Origin of the sequence: Acidovorax sp., assembly GCF_046291265.1 — a bacterium.
Lineage (GTDB): Bacteria > Pseudomonadota > Gammaproteobacteria > Burkholderiales > Burkholderiaceae_C > Acidovorax.
In genome coordinates, this window is the sequence record NZ_JBKBTV010000015.1 from 17,368 (window position 1) to 33,060 (window position 15,693).

Annotated in this window: 13 protein-coding genes and 1 other RNA gene; 3 read left to right on the plus strand and 11 right to left on the minus strand. The window is 64.7% G+C overall.

Annotated features, from left to right (window positions below):
• Positions 1-70 precede the first annotated feature (70 nt).
• The 3 genes from ACK41V_RS08080 to ACK41V_RS08090 are packed head-to-tail and all read right to left on the minus strand — an operon-like array spanning position 71 to position 3,226.
• The gene (locus ACK41V_RS08080) at positions 71-1,294 is read right to left on the minus strand and encodes an RtcB family protein (protein WP_409780361.1); all 1,224 of its coding nucleotides are present in this window, start codon (positions 1,292-1,294) and stop codon (positions 71-73) included.
• Positions 1,295-1,316: 22 nt separating this feature from the next.
• On the minus strand, positions 1,317-2,060 hold the full coding sequence (locus tag ACK41V_RS08085) for a hypothetical protein (RefSeq protein ID WP_409780364.1): 744 nt from the start codon (positions 2,058-2,060) through the stop codon (positions 1,317-1,319).
• A gap of 26 nt (positions 2,061-2,086) precedes the next feature.
• Positions 2,087-3,226: a slipin family protein gene (locus ACK41V_RS08090; RefSeq protein WP_409780517.1), complete on the minus strand. Its 1,140-nt coding sequence runs from the start codon at positions 3,224-3,226 to the stop codon at positions 2,087-2,089.
• A gap of 701 nt (positions 3,227-3,927) precedes the next feature.
• On the opposite strand from ACK41V_RS08090, the gene rtcR reads away from it, so the two are divergent.
• A complete protein-coding gene (gene rtcR, locus ACK41V_RS08095; protein WP_409780367.1) occupies positions 3,928-5,562 on the plus strand; it encodes an RNA repair transcriptional activator RtcR in 1,635 nt (544 codons plus the stop codon).
• 10 nt (positions 5,563-5,572) lie between these two features.
• Positions 5,573-6,008, plus strand: an RNA gene (gene rnpB / locus ACK41V_RS08100) — RNase P RNA component class A.
• Between the two features lie 53 nt (positions 6,009-6,061).
• Here the strand turns inward: rnpB and ACK41V_RS08105 are convergent.
• From ACK41V_RS08105 to ACK41V_RS08135, 7 genes are all read right to left on the minus strand, one after another.
• Positions 6,062-6,451: a hypothetical protein gene (locus tag ACK41V_RS08105; RefSeq protein WP_409780370.1), complete on the minus strand. Its 390-nt coding sequence runs from the start codon at positions 6,449-6,451 to the stop codon at positions 6,062-6,064.
• A 127-nt stretch (positions 6,452-6,578) separates the two neighbouring features.
• Positions 6,579-7,850, minus strand: a complete 1,272-nt coding sequence (locus ACK41V_RS08110; protein ID WP_409780373.1) for a M48 family metallopeptidase — start codon at positions 7,848-7,850, stop codon at positions 6,579-6,581.
• Positions 7,850-9,067: a YjgN family protein gene (locus tag ACK41V_RS08115; protein ID WP_409780376.1), complete on the minus strand. Its 1,218-nt coding sequence runs from the start codon at positions 9,065-9,067 to the stop codon at positions 7,850-7,852. Before ACK41V_RS08115 ends, ACK41V_RS08110 begins: the two co-directional genes overlap by 1 nt.
• Before the next feature lie 241 nt (positions 9,068-9,308).
• The gene (locus ACK41V_RS08120) at positions 9,309-10,097 is read right to left on the minus strand and encodes an rRNA pseudouridine synthase (protein WP_409780379.1); all 789 of its coding nucleotides are present in this window, start codon (positions 10,095-10,097) and stop codon (positions 9,309-9,311) included.
• 172 nt (positions 10,098-10,269) lie between these two features.
• Complete coding sequence (locus tag ACK41V_RS08125; RefSeq protein WP_409780382.1) at positions 10,270-11,955, minus strand: MBL fold metallo-hydrolase; 1,686 nt, start codon at positions 11,953-11,955, stop codon at positions 10,270-10,272.
• Positions 11,956-12,024: 69 nt separating this feature from the next.
• Entirely contained in the window at positions 12,025-12,777 is a 753-nt protein-coding gene (locus ACK41V_RS08130) for an Asp/Glu racemase (protein ID WP_409780385.1), read from the minus strand.
• A gap of 97 nt (positions 12,778-12,874) precedes the next feature.
• Positions 12,875-13,837: a Bug family tripartite tricarboxylate transporter substrate binding protein gene (locus tag ACK41V_RS08135; protein ID WP_409780388.1), complete on the minus strand. Its 963-nt coding sequence runs from the start codon at positions 13,835-13,837 to the stop codon at positions 12,875-12,877.
• Between the two features lie 99 nt (positions 13,838-13,936).
• On the opposite strand from ACK41V_RS08135, the gene ACK41V_RS08140 reads away from it, so the two are divergent.
• Entirely contained in the window at positions 13,937-14,809 is an 873-nt protein-coding gene (locus ACK41V_RS08140; RefSeq protein ID WP_409780391.1) for a LysR substrate-binding domain-containing protein, read from the plus strand.
• Positions 14,810-14,839: 30 nt separating this feature from the next.
• On the opposite strand, the gene dkgB is transcribed toward ACK41V_RS08140, so the two are convergent.
• The gene (gene dkgB, locus ACK41V_RS08145; RefSeq protein WP_409780393.1) at positions 14,840-15,658 is read right to left on the minus strand and encodes a 2,5-didehydrogluconate reductase DkgB; all 819 of its coding nucleotides are present in this window, start codon (positions 15,656-15,658) and stop codon (positions 14,840-14,842) included.
• Between the last annotated feature and the right edge of the window lie 35 nt (positions 15,659-15,693).

A 15,693-nucleotide genomic window follows, 5' to 3' on the forward strand; every position in this document is an offset into this window, starting at 1 on the left:
AAAATGCCCGTTTTCACCTATCTCGTAAACGCAAGCCGCTATAGAAAACGTAGTGACCTTTGGAAGAGCGTTATCCCTTCACGCACACAACCTGCTTGAGCGTGTAAACCACCTCCACCAGATCCCGCTGCGCCGCCATCACCGCGTCGATGTTCTTGTACGCCATCGGGATCTCATCGATCACGTCGGCATCCTTGCGGCACTCCACGCCTTCGGTGGCGGCGATCTGGTCGGCCACGGTGTACATCTTCTTGGCCTTGGTACGGCTCATCGTTCGGCCCGCACCGTGGCTGCAGCTGTTGAAGCTCTCGGGGTTGCCTTTTCCGCGCACGATGAAGCTCTTGGCCCCCATGCTCCCCGGGATGATCCCCAGCTTGCCCTGCTCGGCGTTCACTGCCCCCTTGCGGGTCACGAAGACCTCTTGCCCGAAGTGCGTTTCGCGCTGCACGTAGTTGTGGTGGCAGTTCACCGCCTCGACGTGCGTCTCGAACGGCTTGGTGATCACGGTGCGCAGCGCGGCAATCACGCGGCCCATCATCACCTCACGGTTGGCGGCGGCAAACTTCTGCGCCCACCCCACGGCCTTCACGTAGTCACCGAAATACTTTGCGCCTTCCTCGAAGTAGGCCAGGTCTTTGTCGGGCAGGTTGCGCTGGTTCATCTCGGCGTCCTTCTTGGCCAGCTCGATGAAGTGGGTGCCGATGGCGTTCCCCACGCCGCGCGAGCCGGAGTGCAGCATCACCCACACGGACTGGTTTTCGTCCAGGCAGATTTCGATGAAGTGGTTACCCGTTCCCAGTGTTCCCAGGTGCTTGTAGTTGTTCGTGTTCTTGATGCGCGGGTGCGCTTCGCAAATTTCCTCGAACTCGTCCACCAGCCCCGCCCACGCGCGGTCCGTCTCGGCGGGCGGGGTATCCCAGCTGCCTTTGTCGCGACCAAAGCGCTTGGAGGTTATCCCCACCGGCACGGCGCGCTCGATGGCGGCGCGTACACCGGCCAGGTTGTCGGGCAGGTCGCTGGCAGTGAGCGTGGTCTTGCACGCCATCATCCCGCACCCCAGGTCCACCCCGACAGCGGCAGGGATGATCGCCTTGAGCGTGGGCACCACCGAGCCGATGGTGGCGCCGATCCCCAGGTGCACATCGGGCATCACCGCCACGTGCTTGAACACGATGGGCAGGCGCGCGATGTTGCGCAGCTGGTTCCGGGCTTCTTCTTCCACGGGCACGCCGTTGGTCCACATCTTCACGGGCACGCCGTTCGGCACTTCGTATTGTTCGTAGTTGTTGTTCATGTTGTTCTTTCGTCTTCGTTGTTCATTGAACCATTCCACGGGCTGCGGCCTGGGCATAGGTTTTCAGTTCGTCGTCGTTCTTCACCTGGCGGATGAAGGCCTCCATGTGCGCCTGCAATTCCTTGGGCCGGTTCAGGCGGGTGCCCTCATGGCCGATGCCGTGCAAGGCCGATACCTGCGCTTCGCGCCAGGGCATGGCCAGCATCTCGCAAAACATCTGCCACATCGCGTCCTGCCACTCGGGGATGTGCTTGGCATTCCAGAACGTGGGCCACACGTCAAACCACATGTAGCTCACGAAGTAGAGGCGGTCGCTTCTGCTCCCGATCGTGCTCGGCTCGCCAGCGCTCAGGCGCGGGCCAAGGCAATCGCGCCACAGGGTGGGCAAGGCCCGCACCATGCGCATCGCGTCGACCAGCGGCACGGACGGGTCGTTCACCATGTGCGGGATGTCGCCCGCGTTGTTGCTCATCACATGGTTCAGGCCCATCCCTACCTGATCGTCGTTGTACGGTGCCAGATCAACCCCGGCATTGGCAAACAGCACGGTCTGGACATGGGTCCATTGCAAGGGCGTCGCTTCAAACTCGGGCTCGTACATATGCCAGTACCACTCCTGTCCGCCTTTCTCGGGTACCGGGCGGTCAAACAGGAAGCGCAATGCCTCGCTGTAAACCGCCCGGTCCAGGCCAACGGACTCGCAACTCGGTACCTTGGTTTCCCGGCTCAGGCGCCTTTCGCGTGCTGTCAGTTTCTTCGTTTTCATCACAATTTCACTTCATTGATTTGCGCTCAACGTATCTTCACCAGTCCATTGAGCACCTGATCCAGTCCACCAAACACCGAGATCTTGTCGATCCGTTCAGCCACCCGTTCCAGCGTCTCCAGCTCCTTCATGCGCAGGGCAACGGGGTTGTCCTCCATCACCTTCGCCGTGTTGAGCAGCGAGCGCGTGGCGGCAGTCTCTTCGCGGCGGCGGATCACGTTGGCCTGGGCCTGCTTTTCCGCCTGAACCACCTGGGTCAGGATGGTTTTCATCTCGCCAGGCAGCACGATGTCCTTCACGCCCACGCTCTCCAGTTGCATGCCGTACGGCTGCAGCTTGGTAGCCATGTGCGCGGTCACCACGTCGTCGATCACCGTCTTGTTCTCCAGCAGCTCATCGAGCGTGCGGGTGCCCACGGCGGCGCGCAGCGCAAACTGCAGCTCGCGGTAGAGGTGGTCGGCAGGCTTTTGCAGCTGGGCAAAGGCGCGCAGCACATCGGTGTAGCGAAAGGTGGCAGACAGGTTCAGTCGCAAGCTCACCTTGTCACGGGTCATGATGTCCTGGCCCGATACCTCCACGGCTTGCAGGCGCAGGTCCACCAGCTCCACGGCGATGGTGCGGCCGTACTTCCAGAACGCGTAGGCGCCTGCGGGCAGCAGTCGATCCACTTTGCTGTCGATGGTGAGCAGCGCGCACTGGCCCTCGGGCACCTGCACTTGCAGCACGCCAGTCAATCCGGTCACACTGCGCTGGCGCAGTTGGGTGTGCGTGAGGCGCGCCACCAGGGCGGCGGGCAGCTCGGGGCCTGCCTCCAGGTCGATCACCTGCACGCTCACCTCTACCAGTCCTTTCCAATAAAGGCGGCGGGTGCCAGGGGGCAGCACCTCGACCAGCACGCCGTTTTCGCTGCGCAGGCCCACTTGCTGCTCCGACAGGTTCACTTGCACAAACTCTGCCGCCACCACGGCAGGCTCCTGCGCCATCAGGTAGTCGGCCAGGCCGTGGGTGAAGGCGGGTTGTTCGAGGGCGAACGTCTCCACGCGCAATTGGTCCATGCCTGCAAACAGCCAGTAGGTGCCGCTTTGGAGCACGCGGTCAAAGCTGCCATTGCGAAGCAGCAGGGCGCGTTCGTTTTTCTTCACGGTCACTCGTTCGATCAGCTTCATCATTTTTCTTCTCCTTGTTCTGTCGTTGTCGTTGCAATCAGGGTGCCGTTACAGCAATGGCGGGGTGCCAGCGGGCACAGCCAGGGCCCTGCAGTGCGCCGTGGTTGCTGCCCTGCAAGCAGGGCGGCAGCGTGGCTGGCTGCGGGCGCGGGCTGTGCCGGGTGCTGGCACAAACCGCCACCGGCTGACGGGGCCTTGCCTTGCGGTTGCGTCCAAAAACGCAACCCTGGCGCAACTCCCCGCGTCCGGCGGGTGGTCTTTCGACCGGTACTTCCAAGTGCTGGCCTTGCGGCCATGGGCAGGAATCGAACCTGCGACAACCCCTTTCGGGGGGCTCTACCAGACTGAGCTACCAGTGGTGGCAAGCCGGGAGTCGAACCCGGCACGTCCTCTTGCGAGGCGTCACCCGACCTTGCCGTTACCCAGCGTTTGCGGTGTGCGGCATGCGGGGAATCGACAAGGCCTTGATGGCCCGGATTCCCTGCACCGGCGGGGCGAACGTTGGTCCTAACCCCGGCCTGTGAGCGGTCACCGCTTGCACTGGCTGTCTTATCTATTGCCAGATGCGTGCCAGCCTGAGTTTTGTCGGTTGAATTTCTTCAAGCCGTTGATTTGTATGGGGAAATTCATCCGTAAGATTTTTTGCTTCTTAGGTAAATTTGGAATAAATAGAATTAAAGCTAGCTAAATAGATAAACAGCATGCGCAAAAACAAAGTCGTGATCGGTTTCCTCGGCACCCAGCTCGACTCCGGCCGAGGCGCAGGGCGGTGGGAGAAGTGGCGCCCCACCGTATCGCTGGTGCAGCATGAGGACGTGGTGATCGAGCGGCTGGAGCTGCTCTACACGCCGCCCCACCACGACCTGGCGCAGCAGGTGTGCAAAGACATCGAAACCGCATCGCCGGAAACCACGGTGAATTTGGTCCCCCTGCCCATTGCCGACCCCTGGGACTTTGGCGAGGTGTATGCCAAGCTGTTTGACTGGACCCAGGCCTACCGCTTTGACACTGAACGCGAGGAGTACTGGACCCACATCACCACCGGCACCCACGTGGCGCAGATCTGCCTGTTCTTGCTGGTGGAGTCGCGCCGCATTCCGGGCGTGCTGGCGCAGACCTCGCCCCCCAAGCGCCAGCAGGCGGGCGACCCGGGCAGCTATGCGCTGATTGATCTGGACCTGTCGCGCTACGACGTGATCGCCCAGCGGTTTGGCGCCGAGCAGCGCGATGCGGTGGACTTCCTCAAAAGCGGCATCGCCACGCGCAATGCGCGCTTTAACGCGCTGATCGACGAGGTGGAGCGCGTGGCGGTGCGCTCGCGCGCGCCCATCCTGTTCACCGGGCCCACGGGCGCGGGCAAGTCGCACCTGGCGCGGCGCATGTTCGAGCTGAAAAAATCGCGCCATCAGGTCGAAGGCGAGTTCGTGGAAGTGAACTGCGCCACGTTGCATGGCGACGGCGCGGCATCCACGCTGTTCGGCCACAAAAAGGGCGCTTTCACGGGCGCGGCAGCCGACCGTGCTGGCCTGCTGCGCACGGCGCACAAGGGTGTGCTGTTCCTTGACGAGATTGGCGAACTGGGCCTGGACGAGCAGGCCATGCTGCTCAAAGCCGTGGAGGAAAAGCGCTTCTACCCCATGGGCAGCGACCGTGAGGTGGCCAGCGACTTCGAGCTGATCGCCGGTACCAACCGCGACCTGCGCACGGAGGTGGCGGCCGGGCGCTTTCGCGAAGACCTGTATGCGCGCATCAACCTCTGGAGCTATATGCTGCCCGGCCTGGCGCAGCGGCCCGAAGACATTGAGCCCAACGTGGATCACCAACTGGCCCGCGCAGGCGCCGAGCTGGGCCGCAGCGTGCGCTTTTCCAACGAGGCGCGCGCGGCCTACCTGCGCTACGCCCAGTCGCCCGAGGCGCTGTGGACCGGCAACTTCCGCGACCTGTCGGCCAGCGTGACGCGCCTGGCCACACTGGCCGACAGCGGCCGCATTGGCCTGCCCCTGGTCGAGGCAGAAATGGCCCGCCTGCGCTGGCTGTGGCAACCCGCCAGCGATGCGCGCAACGGTTTGGCGTCCGCGACCGGCGCGGTGAGCCGTGACGATCTTGCGGACCTGTTGGGTGAGAAAGCGGTGGAATCCATGGACCTGTTCGACCAACTGCAACTGGCGGCCGTGCTGCAGGTGTGCCGTCAGGCCCGCACCCTGTCCGACGCGGGGCGCCAGCTGTTCCAAGCCTCGCGCGCGCAGCGCACAGTGGTCAATGATGCGGACCGGCTGCGCAAATACCTGGCGCGGTTTGGGCTGGATTGGGATCGTGCATCAGCCGCTGGGCGATAATCCACCCCGTGAAGCGCGCCAGACCGCCGCTGGTGCAATCTGGGAAACCAGGCACTGGAGGAACGTCCGGACTGCACAGGACAGCGTAGCAGCTAACGGCTGCCCACCGTGAGGTGAGGATCAGAGCAACAGAGACGAGTCAGGTCGTTTTCAGCCACCACGGGTGTTCTATGGGGGGCCAGCGCAAGCTGGCACCGGCTGGCGCAAGCCAGACGCTCAGGCGCAAGCCTGAAGCCCCATAGCCGCCCAAGGCGCGGAACGCGACTTGGGTGAAACGGGCAATCTCTACGCGCAGCAATACCAAGTAGGCCAACGTTGATGTGGTTCCGCAGAGTTGGCGGGTAGGTAGCACCGAGCCGTGGTGGCGACACCCGGCCCAGATTAATGGCGGTCACACTGCGGGCAACCGTGGTGCACAGAATCCGGCTTATCGGCGCGCTTCACACTATTCATTTTTCCGCTGGTGGGCTCGCTTAACCATCGGTCCAGCATACCGGCGTCAGGGTGTGATCAGGCATCGCAGCGTGGTGGCCTGGGCCTTCCCCGCTTTCACGGCGAAGGTGATGGACACAGACGCCACGTCTTCTCCGGCAGCGTGCCGGATCGACACCGTGCACTGCTGCGACTGCTCGCAGTGGCCTTCGATCACGTTGGAGCCCGCGTAGAGGTACGCCATGCGCATGGCCAGCAAGTCCTTCACGGTGGCGGGCCCCGTCTGGCCGTATGCGCCCTGGCCTTCGTGACAGGACGAGGTGCGCGGAATGGGGTCGTGGGCGGCGGCGAGCAACGCGGTGAGTGCTTTGCGGGTGGCTTCAGGGTTGCCCGGCGTCTTGGCTGTCTGTGCCCAGCTCGCAGCGGCCACAGTCTGCAGACTAACTACCAAGACCATTGCCAGGCGGCGCCTTCGTGGGTGTGACGGTTTCATGTTTTTGCCATTCGCACTGCAGCTTCGTGCGAAGAGGAGTGAATGGGTAAGGTGCTGCGGACAGTTGGCAACAGTGCCCGCTGCACCCTGGTCACAGTTTGGGGCAATGCGGCGCGTGCCCCTTTTCCAGCTCCGTTGCGCGCTGAACAGTTTCTGGGTGACTGCTCAGAAGGGACCACACCGCGTGCTCGGGCTCGTCGTTGGCGGTCGGCCTGCGTTTGCGGGGGGCGGGCGCTGGGGCGCTGGCGGCGGCCTGGCTGTCTGGGGCTGAGGCGGCTGCGTCTTTCTTGGTCGCTTGCTTCTCGTCCTTTTCTTCCTGCTCTTCCCGCGCCTCGCGTTCTTCTTCGTCGCGCGCAATGGCCAGCAGCAGCTTGCCCATGGGCGCTGTGGGCAGGGCCGTGTGCTTCATGAGGGCGATGGCGTAGCAGTCGGCCTCGCGTTCGTGGTTGCGGCTGTAGGCCAGGCCGGTCAGCACCGATGCTCCGGTGGACACGATGCCGGACACATCACCCAGAGCTAGCCCCAGGCCCATGTTGAGCACGCCTTGTTCCACCACCATGCGGGTGGTGTGGCGGTACACCACGTGGCCGATTTCGTGCGCCAGCACGCCCACCAGGGCGTTGTCGTCCAGCCCCTTCTCGGCGGCTGCTTTGACGATGCCGTCGGTCATCACCACTTTGCCGCCGGGCAGGGCAAAAGCGTTGGCGCCCATGCCTGAGCGGAACTCGAGCGTGAGCGGTGGCTTGTAGCTGGGGTAGCGGTGCAGTGTGCTGGGGGTTTGTTGCACCAGGGCGTCGAAGCGGGCCTTCAACTGGGCCTGGCGCTCCGGCGGAAGCTTGCTGGGCTTCAGCGTGCCATCGTCCATCTGCTTCAACACGTTCTCGGCCACGCTGGTCTCCCAGGCCAGGGGCACAAACCGCGTGATCTGGGTTGCGGCCCACGGTGTGCCGTAACGGTAGAACAGGGTCAGGCCAACGACGGCCGCCACGGCTACGCCTAGCAACACGGGCCAGCGGGTCTGCATGCGTTGGGCGATGCCGGGGCGGTCGCCCGCAGCCGCCAGAGCTGCGCGCCATTCGGCCACGGCGTCGATCTCCAGGCTGCCATGGTCGCGCAGGTCTACGACCACGCGCACCTGCGGGCGGCGCTCGTTCCACGCTTCGGGCCAGCCCACGTCTTTAAAGACAAACACGGTCGGTGCGGCACCCGACTGCGCAAGTGGGTGAAGCACGAGCGAAGGGCCCTGCGGTGTGGGCCGCAGGGCCACCATCACCGGCTGGGCCTTACTGCTCAGGCCATCAAACCAGCGCCCCGAGACCAGTTTGCCCGTGGGGTTTTCAGCAGTCGCGCTGGGGTGGCTCATCACCCCATCAGGTCCAGGCCCGCCGCATCCGCCAGCGCATCACCCAGCCCGCCTTGTTGCTGGCGCACCATGGCACCGGCCACCTGCTCCACGCCGCCTTTGACGTGCAGGGTGACCGATTCAAGCTTCATGCGGTACTCGCTCACCCGCGCGAAGGGGCGGTAGAGCCCCAGCGTGATCAGGGTGAGGAACATGTTCTTGATGCGCAGCCACACGTAGCCGCCGGTGGGCAGGTGGCACTTGAAACGCGCCACGTGGCTCACGCCGATGTTGTCCCACATGAGCCGGAACATACGCGCCTCGCGGTAGGCGCGGGCGGGTGCGGACGCCAAAAAGAGCAGGAAGATACCGCCCACGATGGCCAGCACGATCACCACAAACAGCCACAGCCCCAGCTTATTGCCTAGGCCTGCGACCAGCGCCATGGAGCCCCCGGCCAGCACCGTGGCCAGCCAGATCTTCACAAAGTCCATGTACACCGGCTTCCAGCGACCGCGCTCGGCGCCCACCTGGGCCTTCAGCACCAGCAGACTCTTGAAGTTGTATTCGAGGCGGATGAAACACAGCACGGTCAGCACCAGGCCCAGCACGATCAGACCGCCCATGGCGGGCGTGAACGTGGGCAGCTTGCGTTTGGTTTCTTCTTCGGCCTCTTGCAGCGCCCCAGCCAGTTCTGGCGACAGCATCTGCAAGCCAAAAAACACGCCAAACCACACCAGCGCTAGTGCAAACACCGGCCAGCTGGCGATGTAGACCTCTTTCCAGCTGGCCGTGAACTGCAGCCGCAGACCACGCCAGCGGGTAGCTCCCAGACGAAAGCGCATGGCGCTGCCCCAGATGAACGGCGCCAGCACGGCGCCCGCCAGCAGCAACAGGCCCACTGCGGTGTCCTGCCCGGTGTTGGCGGCGATGTTGTAAGCCAGGGTGATCAGCATCAACAGCACAAAGCCCATCACCATCTTGCGCTGCTGCGCAGTGAATTCGAGGGGGCTGCCGGCCACCATCGTGTGGCCGTAGAAGTATTGGGCGGTGCGGCGCCGGGCCCAGGGTGTGTAGATGCCCAGCGTGATGATGCTGAGCAACACGTTGACGATCCACACCCGAAAATATTCGCCCCCGCTGCCCGTGAATTCGAGCGGGTAGGCGTCGATGTTTTGTGGCATGAATGTGGACATCGGCCCCGCCGCGCTGTCTCGGTCTGATGGAACTTGGCTCATGAACTCCCTCCTTGTTTGTCGCGCAGTGTAGCAGCGGATCACAGAGGAAAATTTTGAGCCAAATTGGCCTCTAGCGCTTTACCAATAAGCGCTAGCAGCTATGTTTTTAATAGCTATCGTTTCGGCGTAGATCCTTCTGATCCCGCCGCCAGCACTGGGCGCGGCACCGCCAGCGCACCCGTGGAACTGGCTCCGCCAGGCCGTCCCCCTCGGGGGGAAGGCGCGAAGCGACTCAGGGGGGTTAAAACTTCTCCCATGGCTGCAAATAGCGCCACTGCCCCTCAGGCACTTTGGACAACGGCACACGGCCGATGCGGATGCGCTTGAGGGCCACGACTGCCAGGCCCACCGCGTCGCACATGGCTGGAATCTGCCCGGGGCGGATGCCCTTGAGTGCAAAACGCAGCTTGGTCTCGCTTTGCCAGCTCACCTTGATGGGGGGCAGCGGGCGGCCGTTGAATGTCAGGCCGTGGCACAGGCGTTGCAAGCCATGGTTTGCGATGTCGCCCTTGACCTCGACGATGCATTCCTGCTCCAGCGATTCGATGTCTTCGGCCAGCTTGCGCGCGATGCGTTTGTCTTGCGTGTAGACCACCAGGCCGCTGGCCTCGGTCGGCAGCGGTGTGAAGCATTCGAGCTGCTTGAAGTGGCGTTGCAGCACGCGGATGCCCGAGGCGTCTTCTGCCAGATGGGAGGCAATCTCCAGCAGCGAAGTGGCCGGGGTGGCGCCCTGGCTGCGGCTGGCGTGGGCCGGACCCCCTTGGGCCGGCTGACCCAGCCCGGCTTCAAAACCGGCAGGCTTGTGCAGCAGCAGGGTGACAGGCGTCAGTTCCAGCAGACTCGCGTCCTTCGCTATCGTCACGACCTGATCGGGGCGCACACGGGCCCCTGCGGCTTCCACCACCTGGCCGTCCACGCTCACAAACCCGCCTTCGACGAATTGCTCAGCCGTGCTGCGCGAGCAGTTCAATTGTTCGGCCACCCGTTTGGCCAGGCGGATGTGGGTGGGGTCGGGGTTTTTTTCGGTCATAGGGCGAGGAAGGAAGGCATTTGCCGTGTGGGAATCGAGGGGCAAATGCGTGATTGTCGGCGGTGCCTTCAAAACGGGCGCTGCCGCATGCCAGTGCCACCGTGGAACCGGCTTTGCCGGGCCACTGGTGGCGTCCCCCTGAGGGGGAAGGCGCGCAGCGCCTTAGGGGGCATCAATTATTCCCGGGCTGCTGTGAACGGATGCGCTCGACATGCGCCAGCAGCGAGCGCTGGGCCACGGGCCACATGCGCGCGGGCACATCGGCATAGGCGTGCTGTACCCAGTCGTCCATACTGCCCTGCGGCAATGCCTGCATGGCGGCCAGCACCTTGGCCTCGCGGGCCAGGCGGTGGGCCTTGAGGCGGGCAATCGCACCGCGCGCATCGCCCAGAACATAACCATGCGCGGGCAGGATGAACTCCACGCCGTGTTCGGCGCACACGGCATCCAGCCGGTCCAGAGAATCCAGGTAGTCGGCCATGTTGCCGTCGGGCGGGTCGACCACCGTGGTGCTGCCGTTCAGGATGTGATCGCCGCTGAACAGCAGAGCGTCTTCCACCAGCAGCAGGCACAGGTGGTTGGCCGCATGGCCGGGCGTGTAGATCACCTGCAGGGTATGGGTCATTTCACCCTCTGGCGCTTGTCCTGTAAGCGCTAATAGCTCATTATTTTGTAGCGATCGGTCGGGTTTAAATTGACTGGCGGCGCGTGCCGTATTGGCCGATGGCAAGCCCAGAATGGGCGGCTGGGGTTTGCCCGCCTGCACACACAGTGCCTGCAGCGGCGCGGCGCCCGGGGAGTGGTCGGCATGTGAGTGCGTGCACACAATCATGCGGATGTCGCCCCCTGCCGCGCGCCAGAGCTTGTCCAGGTGGTCGACATCGGCCGGGCCGGGGTCGATGGCGATGAAACCGGTGGCCGGGTTGCCCACCAGGTAGCTGTTGGTGCCGGGGCCGGTCATCACGCCAGGGTTGGGCGCGGTCAGTCGCATCACGTTGCGCAGCAGCGGCACCGGGCGCTCGGTCTGCCAGTCCAGCGCGTGCACGATCTGCCCGTCCGGGCACACCAGCGCCAACTCGCCGAAGGGCGACTCGTCTTCCATGTAGCGCGCTTCCTTGCCTGCCAGCGTGCCCGCGCGCGGGCAACTCACCCACAGGGGCTGCTCGTGCGCCACGGCGTCCAGCACCGCCTGGGTGTTGGCAAACTTGGCCAGCCGCTGCAGCGTGCGAATGGTGGGGAAGATCATGAAGAACTGCCCCGCCTCGTGCCGCGCCAGTGCGTCGGCAGGGCGCACCCACACGGGCTCGAACTGCTCGGACTCGTCGGCCACGGGCTCCTGGCCATCGGGCATGCGGGCCACCAGGAACGGCACTTCAAAACGGCGCGCCAAGTCGCGGTCGGCCGTCCAGTGGGCCAGCAGGTACACACCGTCGGCAGCCAGCCGCAGCCCACGTGCGGCGCACTGCGCAGCGAACGGCTGGTGGCGGTCGATGGCGGCAATGTCCTGCGCATCGGCCATCTGCCCGTTGCGGGGGCCATCGGCATGGCGGGCCAGCAGCACGCCCAGTTCTTCAAAACTCTCGCGGATGGCGGCAATGGCCTGGGTCAGGTGCAAATCGCTTTGTGTGGGGCGGCGGTCAGCGGCAGCGTGTGTGTCGGGCGCGGCGTCCAGCGCGTCGATGCCGCCACCGGGAAACACGTAGGCGCCGGGGGCAAAGCTCGCGTTCGGCGAGCGTCGGGTCATCAGCACCTCCAGCGTTCCATCGCCCACGGCATCGCGCAGGAGCAGCACGGTGGCGGCAAGGCGGGTGGCAACGGGTTCGCGGTGGGGGTGGAGTTGTTGGCTGATGCGGGGCATCAGGCCATTATCGGGTTTTGCCTTGCAGCGGTGGATTGTGGTGTTGCGGTGTGGTGCGCCGACCTTCCTTCAATACTTGCCCGACAGCAGGGCGCCTGCGTTAGGCACGCTGGTTTCGAGGCCCAGGCGCTGGAGCATGGCCCAGGTGGTGCAGACCGCGGCCGACACCACAGGCACACCCAGCTGGTCCTGCGCGAGCTGCACCGAAGCCAGAGACGGCATCTGCACGCAGGCCGAAATCACCACCACATCTACGCCGCGCGTGTCGAGGCGCTGCACGATCTGTGCGGGGGCAGCAGGGTCCTGGGCGCCCACTTGCAGGTTGTCGGGGATCTCCAGCGACAGGCTGTCGTGCACGGCGATGCCCTCGTGCTCGATGTAGTCCACCACCAGTTGCGTGAGCGGCTTCATATAGGGCGTGAGTATCGAGACCTTCTTGGCACCCATGGCCTTGAGTCCCTCGACGAGCGCACCCGCGCTCGACACCACGGGCGCGGGCTTGCCGTTGCCCACGGTGACCTCGTGCAGCCTTTTTTCGGACGCGCGGTGGTAGCCCAGACCCATGCTCATGATGGCCACCAGGCAGGCATAGCCCATCACGTCCATCTTGCCGTCCGACAGCTCCAGCGCGCAGCGGTCGGAGTCGCGGTCCATCGCGGCCAGCTCTTCCTTGGTGACCTTCTGCATGCGCATGCGACTGGAATGGAAGCTAAAGCGCTCGGGCAAAACCTGCTCACGGGCGCGCAGCATGGCCGGGATCTCGGTTTCCATCGTGGTGTTGGAGCTGGGCACGATCTGCCCGATGCGGTAAGTGCGTTGCATGGCGGTCTTTCAGGAAAAATTGGGCAAAGCGCTGCCCTGCCCGGCGCGCAGGGGCGCCAGGAACAGATCGCGCAAGGAGGTGGGGGGGGGGGGCGGGTCAGTCGGCCTTGATGCCGGCGCCCTTGATGGTTTTGGCCCAGTAGGCGGTTTCAGTCTTCACCAATTCGCCCAGCGCCTCGGGTGCCAGGTAGCGCAGTTCGATCCCGGCGGCGTCCGCACGCTGGCGGGTTTCTGGCAGTTCCAGCGCCTTTTTGACCTCACCCGTCAGCTTCGTGATGACCGCTGGGGGCGTGGCCGCCGGGGCAAACAGACCCACCCAGGCTTCGAGCTTGAAGTCCGGCATGCCCGCTTCAGCCACGGTGGGCACATTGGGCAGACCAGGGTGGCGCTTGCTTCCGGTCACGGCAAAAGCCTTGAGCTTGCCACTCAACACATGCTGCATGACCGAAGGCGGCGTGGTGATGAACACCTGCACCTGGCCTGCCAGCACGTCGGCCACCGCCGGGCCCGAGCCACGGTAGGGGATGTGGGTCATGAAGGTGCCGCTTTGCTGCTTGAAGATCTCGGTGCCGATGTGTGAGAGCGAGCCGTTGCCCTGCGATGCGTAGTTGACCTTGCCGGGGTTGGCCTTGACGTAGGCAATGAACTCCTTGAGGTTGCTGCCTGGCACCGAGGGGTGCACCGCAATCACGTTGGTCGCCACGGTGAGCAGCGCCACCGGCGCGAAGTCCTTGGCCTCCCAGGGCAGGCTGGGCGACAACGCTGGGTTGCCCACGTGGTAGGCCGAATACGAAATCAGTAGGTTGTAGCCATCGGCCTTGGCGCGGGCCACCGCACCGTAGGCCACGTTGCCGCTGCCACCGGCCTTGTTGTCGATCACCACGGGCTGGCCCAGGATGCGGGTCAGTGGTTCATTGAGCAGCCGGGCCGACGTGTCCACCACGCCGCCGGGCGGGTTGGGCACGGTGAGGGTGACAGCCTTGGTGGGATAGCTGTCCTGCGCCGAGGCCAGGCCTGAGAGGGCCAGCGTGGCGGCCAGCAGGCTGTGTTTGATCGTCATGTTTGTCTCCAATTGGATGTTGTAGTCAGGGTATTGTGGAAACAAGCCAACCCGCAGTCCAATATATTGTTGGTCTTGATCTATATCTGAAAAGTATCAATGGAACTGCGGCATCTGCGCTACTTCATCGCCCTGGCAGAGGAACTGAGCTTCACGCGTGCCGCGCAGCGCCTGCATGTGTCGCAGCCGCCGCTCAGCCTGCAGATCGCCCAGCTGGAGGCCGAGCTGGGCGCGCAGCTGTTTGTGCGCACCAGCCGCCGTGTGGAGCTGACGCTGGCAGGCCAGGCGTATCTGGTGGATGCGCGCGCCGTGCTGGAGCGGCTGGACGCCGCGCGCCAGCGCGTGGGCGCCATCGGCCAGGGGCAGGCGGGGCGCATTGAGGTGGGGCTGTCGGGTTCGCACTTTCTGGGGCCGTTTCCGGCGGCGCTGGCGCGCTACCGGCAAAGCCACTCGGGTGTGGACGTGGTGCTGCATGAGATGCAGCCCTCGCTGCAGCAGGCGGCACTGCGCGACAAGCGCATTGACGTGAGCATCTCGCGCACCGCCGTCAACGACGATCAGCTGTCCAGCACCCTGCTGTGGCCTGACCCGGTGGTGGCCGCGCTGCCGCCCGGCCACCGATTGGCGGCGCGCAAGGCCCTGGCCTTGAAGGACCTTCGCAGCGAAGCCTTTGTGATGCTGCGCCGCGATTCATCGGCCCATGCCGAGCACATCGTGCAGTGCTGCGTGCAGGCGGGCTTTGCGCCCCGGGTGGCGCAGACCACCGTGGAGCTGGCGGCCGTGCTGAGCCTGGTGGCCGCCGGGCTGGGCGTGGCCCTGGTGCCCTCGTCCCTGGGCATCCTGTTCGGGCCCCGCGTCGTGTTCAAGCCCCTGGGCGCCCAGGGGCCGCGTGCAGACGTACATGCCGTGCAGCGGCGCGACGACCTGTTGGGGGTGGTGCCGGCCTTTGTGCGCGTGATGTCAGGCATCTGACACGCGGAGCACCTCAGAGGCCGTACCGAATCAATCCCAGGCAGGTGCCAGGCCGTCCGGGTTGACCAAGCGGTCGCCCCGGTCCAGCGTTGCGATCTGCGCCATCTCGGCATCTGTCAGCGTCAGTTGCTGAGCCTTCAGATTGCTGGCCAGGTTGTCGCGCTGGGTGGACGATGGAATCACGGCGTAGCCCCGCTGCATGGCCCAGGCGAGGGCCACCTGCGCGGGCGTTGCGCCGTGGGCCTGGGCGATGGCGCCCACCACCGGGTCGCCCAGCACCTTGCCGTAGGCCAGCGTCATGTACGACGTGGTGTGAATGCCCTGGCTGCGCGCGAACTCGGCCACGGCGCGGTTTTGCAGATAGGGGTGCAGCTCGATCTGGTTCGTGGCGATGGCACCGGCTCCCACGGCGGCGATGGCCTCGCGCAGCAGCGCAATGTTGAAGTTCGACACGCCGATCTGCCGTGTCAGGCCTTGTGCCTTGGCCTCGGCCAGTGTCCCCATGAACTCCGCCACGGGCACCGCGCCGCCGGGCGAGGGCCAGTGGATCAGCGTGAGGTCGACATGGTCTGTGCGCAGCCTGGCCAGGCTTTCTTTCAGGCTGGGGATGAGCTTGTCGGCCGCCAAGTTCTCGGTCCAGACCTTGGTGGTGATGAACAGTTCGTTGCGCGGCACGCTGCTGTCGGCGATGGCCTGGCCCACCTCGGCTTCGTTGCCGTAGATCTGCGCGGTGTCGATGAGGCGGTAGCCCAGCTCCAGGGCTTGTGAAACCGAGTCGATCACGACCTGGTCCTTGAGGCGAAAGGTTCCCAGGCCAAAGGCGGGGATGGGGGATAGGTTGGCAGTCATGTGTGCGGTCCTTGTGTCGTCAGAAAGTCAGTCAG

Bases quoted from the DNA above. Each gene is read 5' to 3' on its own strand.
- ACK41V_RS08105 (WP_409780370.1), bottom strand. From the start codon at position 6,451: ATGGTCTTGGTAGTTAGTCTGCAGACTGTGGCCGCTGCGAGCTGGGCA.
- ACK41V_RS08120 (WP_409780379.1), bottom strand. From the start codon at position 10,097: ATGACCGAAAAAAACCCCGACCCCACCCACATCCGCCTGGCCAAACGG.
- ACK41V_RS08130 (WP_409780385.1), bottom strand. From the start codon at position 12,777: ATGCAACGCACTTACCGCATCGGGCAGATCGTGCCCAGCTCCAACACC.
- ACK41V_RS08080 (WP_409780361.1), bottom strand. From the start codon at position 1,294: ATGAACAACAACTACGAACAATACGAAGTGCCGAACGGCGTGCCCGTG.
- ACK41V_RS08125 (WP_409780382.1), bottom strand. From the start codon at position 11,955: ATGCCCCGCATCAGCCAACAACTCCACCCCCACCGCGAACCCGTTGCC.
- ACK41V_RS08135 (WP_409780388.1), bottom strand. From the start codon at position 13,837: ATGACGATCAAACACAGCCTGCTGGCCGCCACGCTGGCCCTCTCAGGC.
- dkgB (WP_409780393.1), bottom strand. From the start codon at position 15,658: ATGACTGCCAACCTATCCCCCATCCCCGCCTTTGGCCTGGGAACCTTT.
- ACK41V_RS08140 (WP_409780391.1), top strand. From the start codon at position 13,937: ATGGAACTGCGGCATCTGCGCTACTTCATCGCCCTGGCAGAGGAACTG.
- rtcR (WP_409780367.1), top strand. From the start codon at position 3,928: ATGCGCAAAAACAAAGTCGTGATCGGTTTCCTCGGCACCCAGCTCGAC.
- ACK41V_RS08115 (WP_409780376.1), bottom strand. From the start codon at position 9,067: ATGAGCCAAGTTCCATCAGACCGAGACAGCGCGGCGGGGCCGATGTCC.
- ACK41V_RS08090 (WP_409780517.1), bottom strand. From the start codon at position 3,226: ATGAAGCTGATCGAACGAGTGACCGTGAAGAAAAACGAACGCGCCCTG.
- ACK41V_RS08110 (WP_409780373.1), bottom strand. From the start codon at position 7,850: ATGAGCCACCCCAGCGCGACTGCTGAAAACCCCACGGGCAAACTGGTC.
- ACK41V_RS08085 (WP_409780364.1), bottom strand. From the start codon at position 2,060: ATGAAAACGAAGAAACTGACAGCACGCGAAAGGCGCCTGAGCCGGGAA.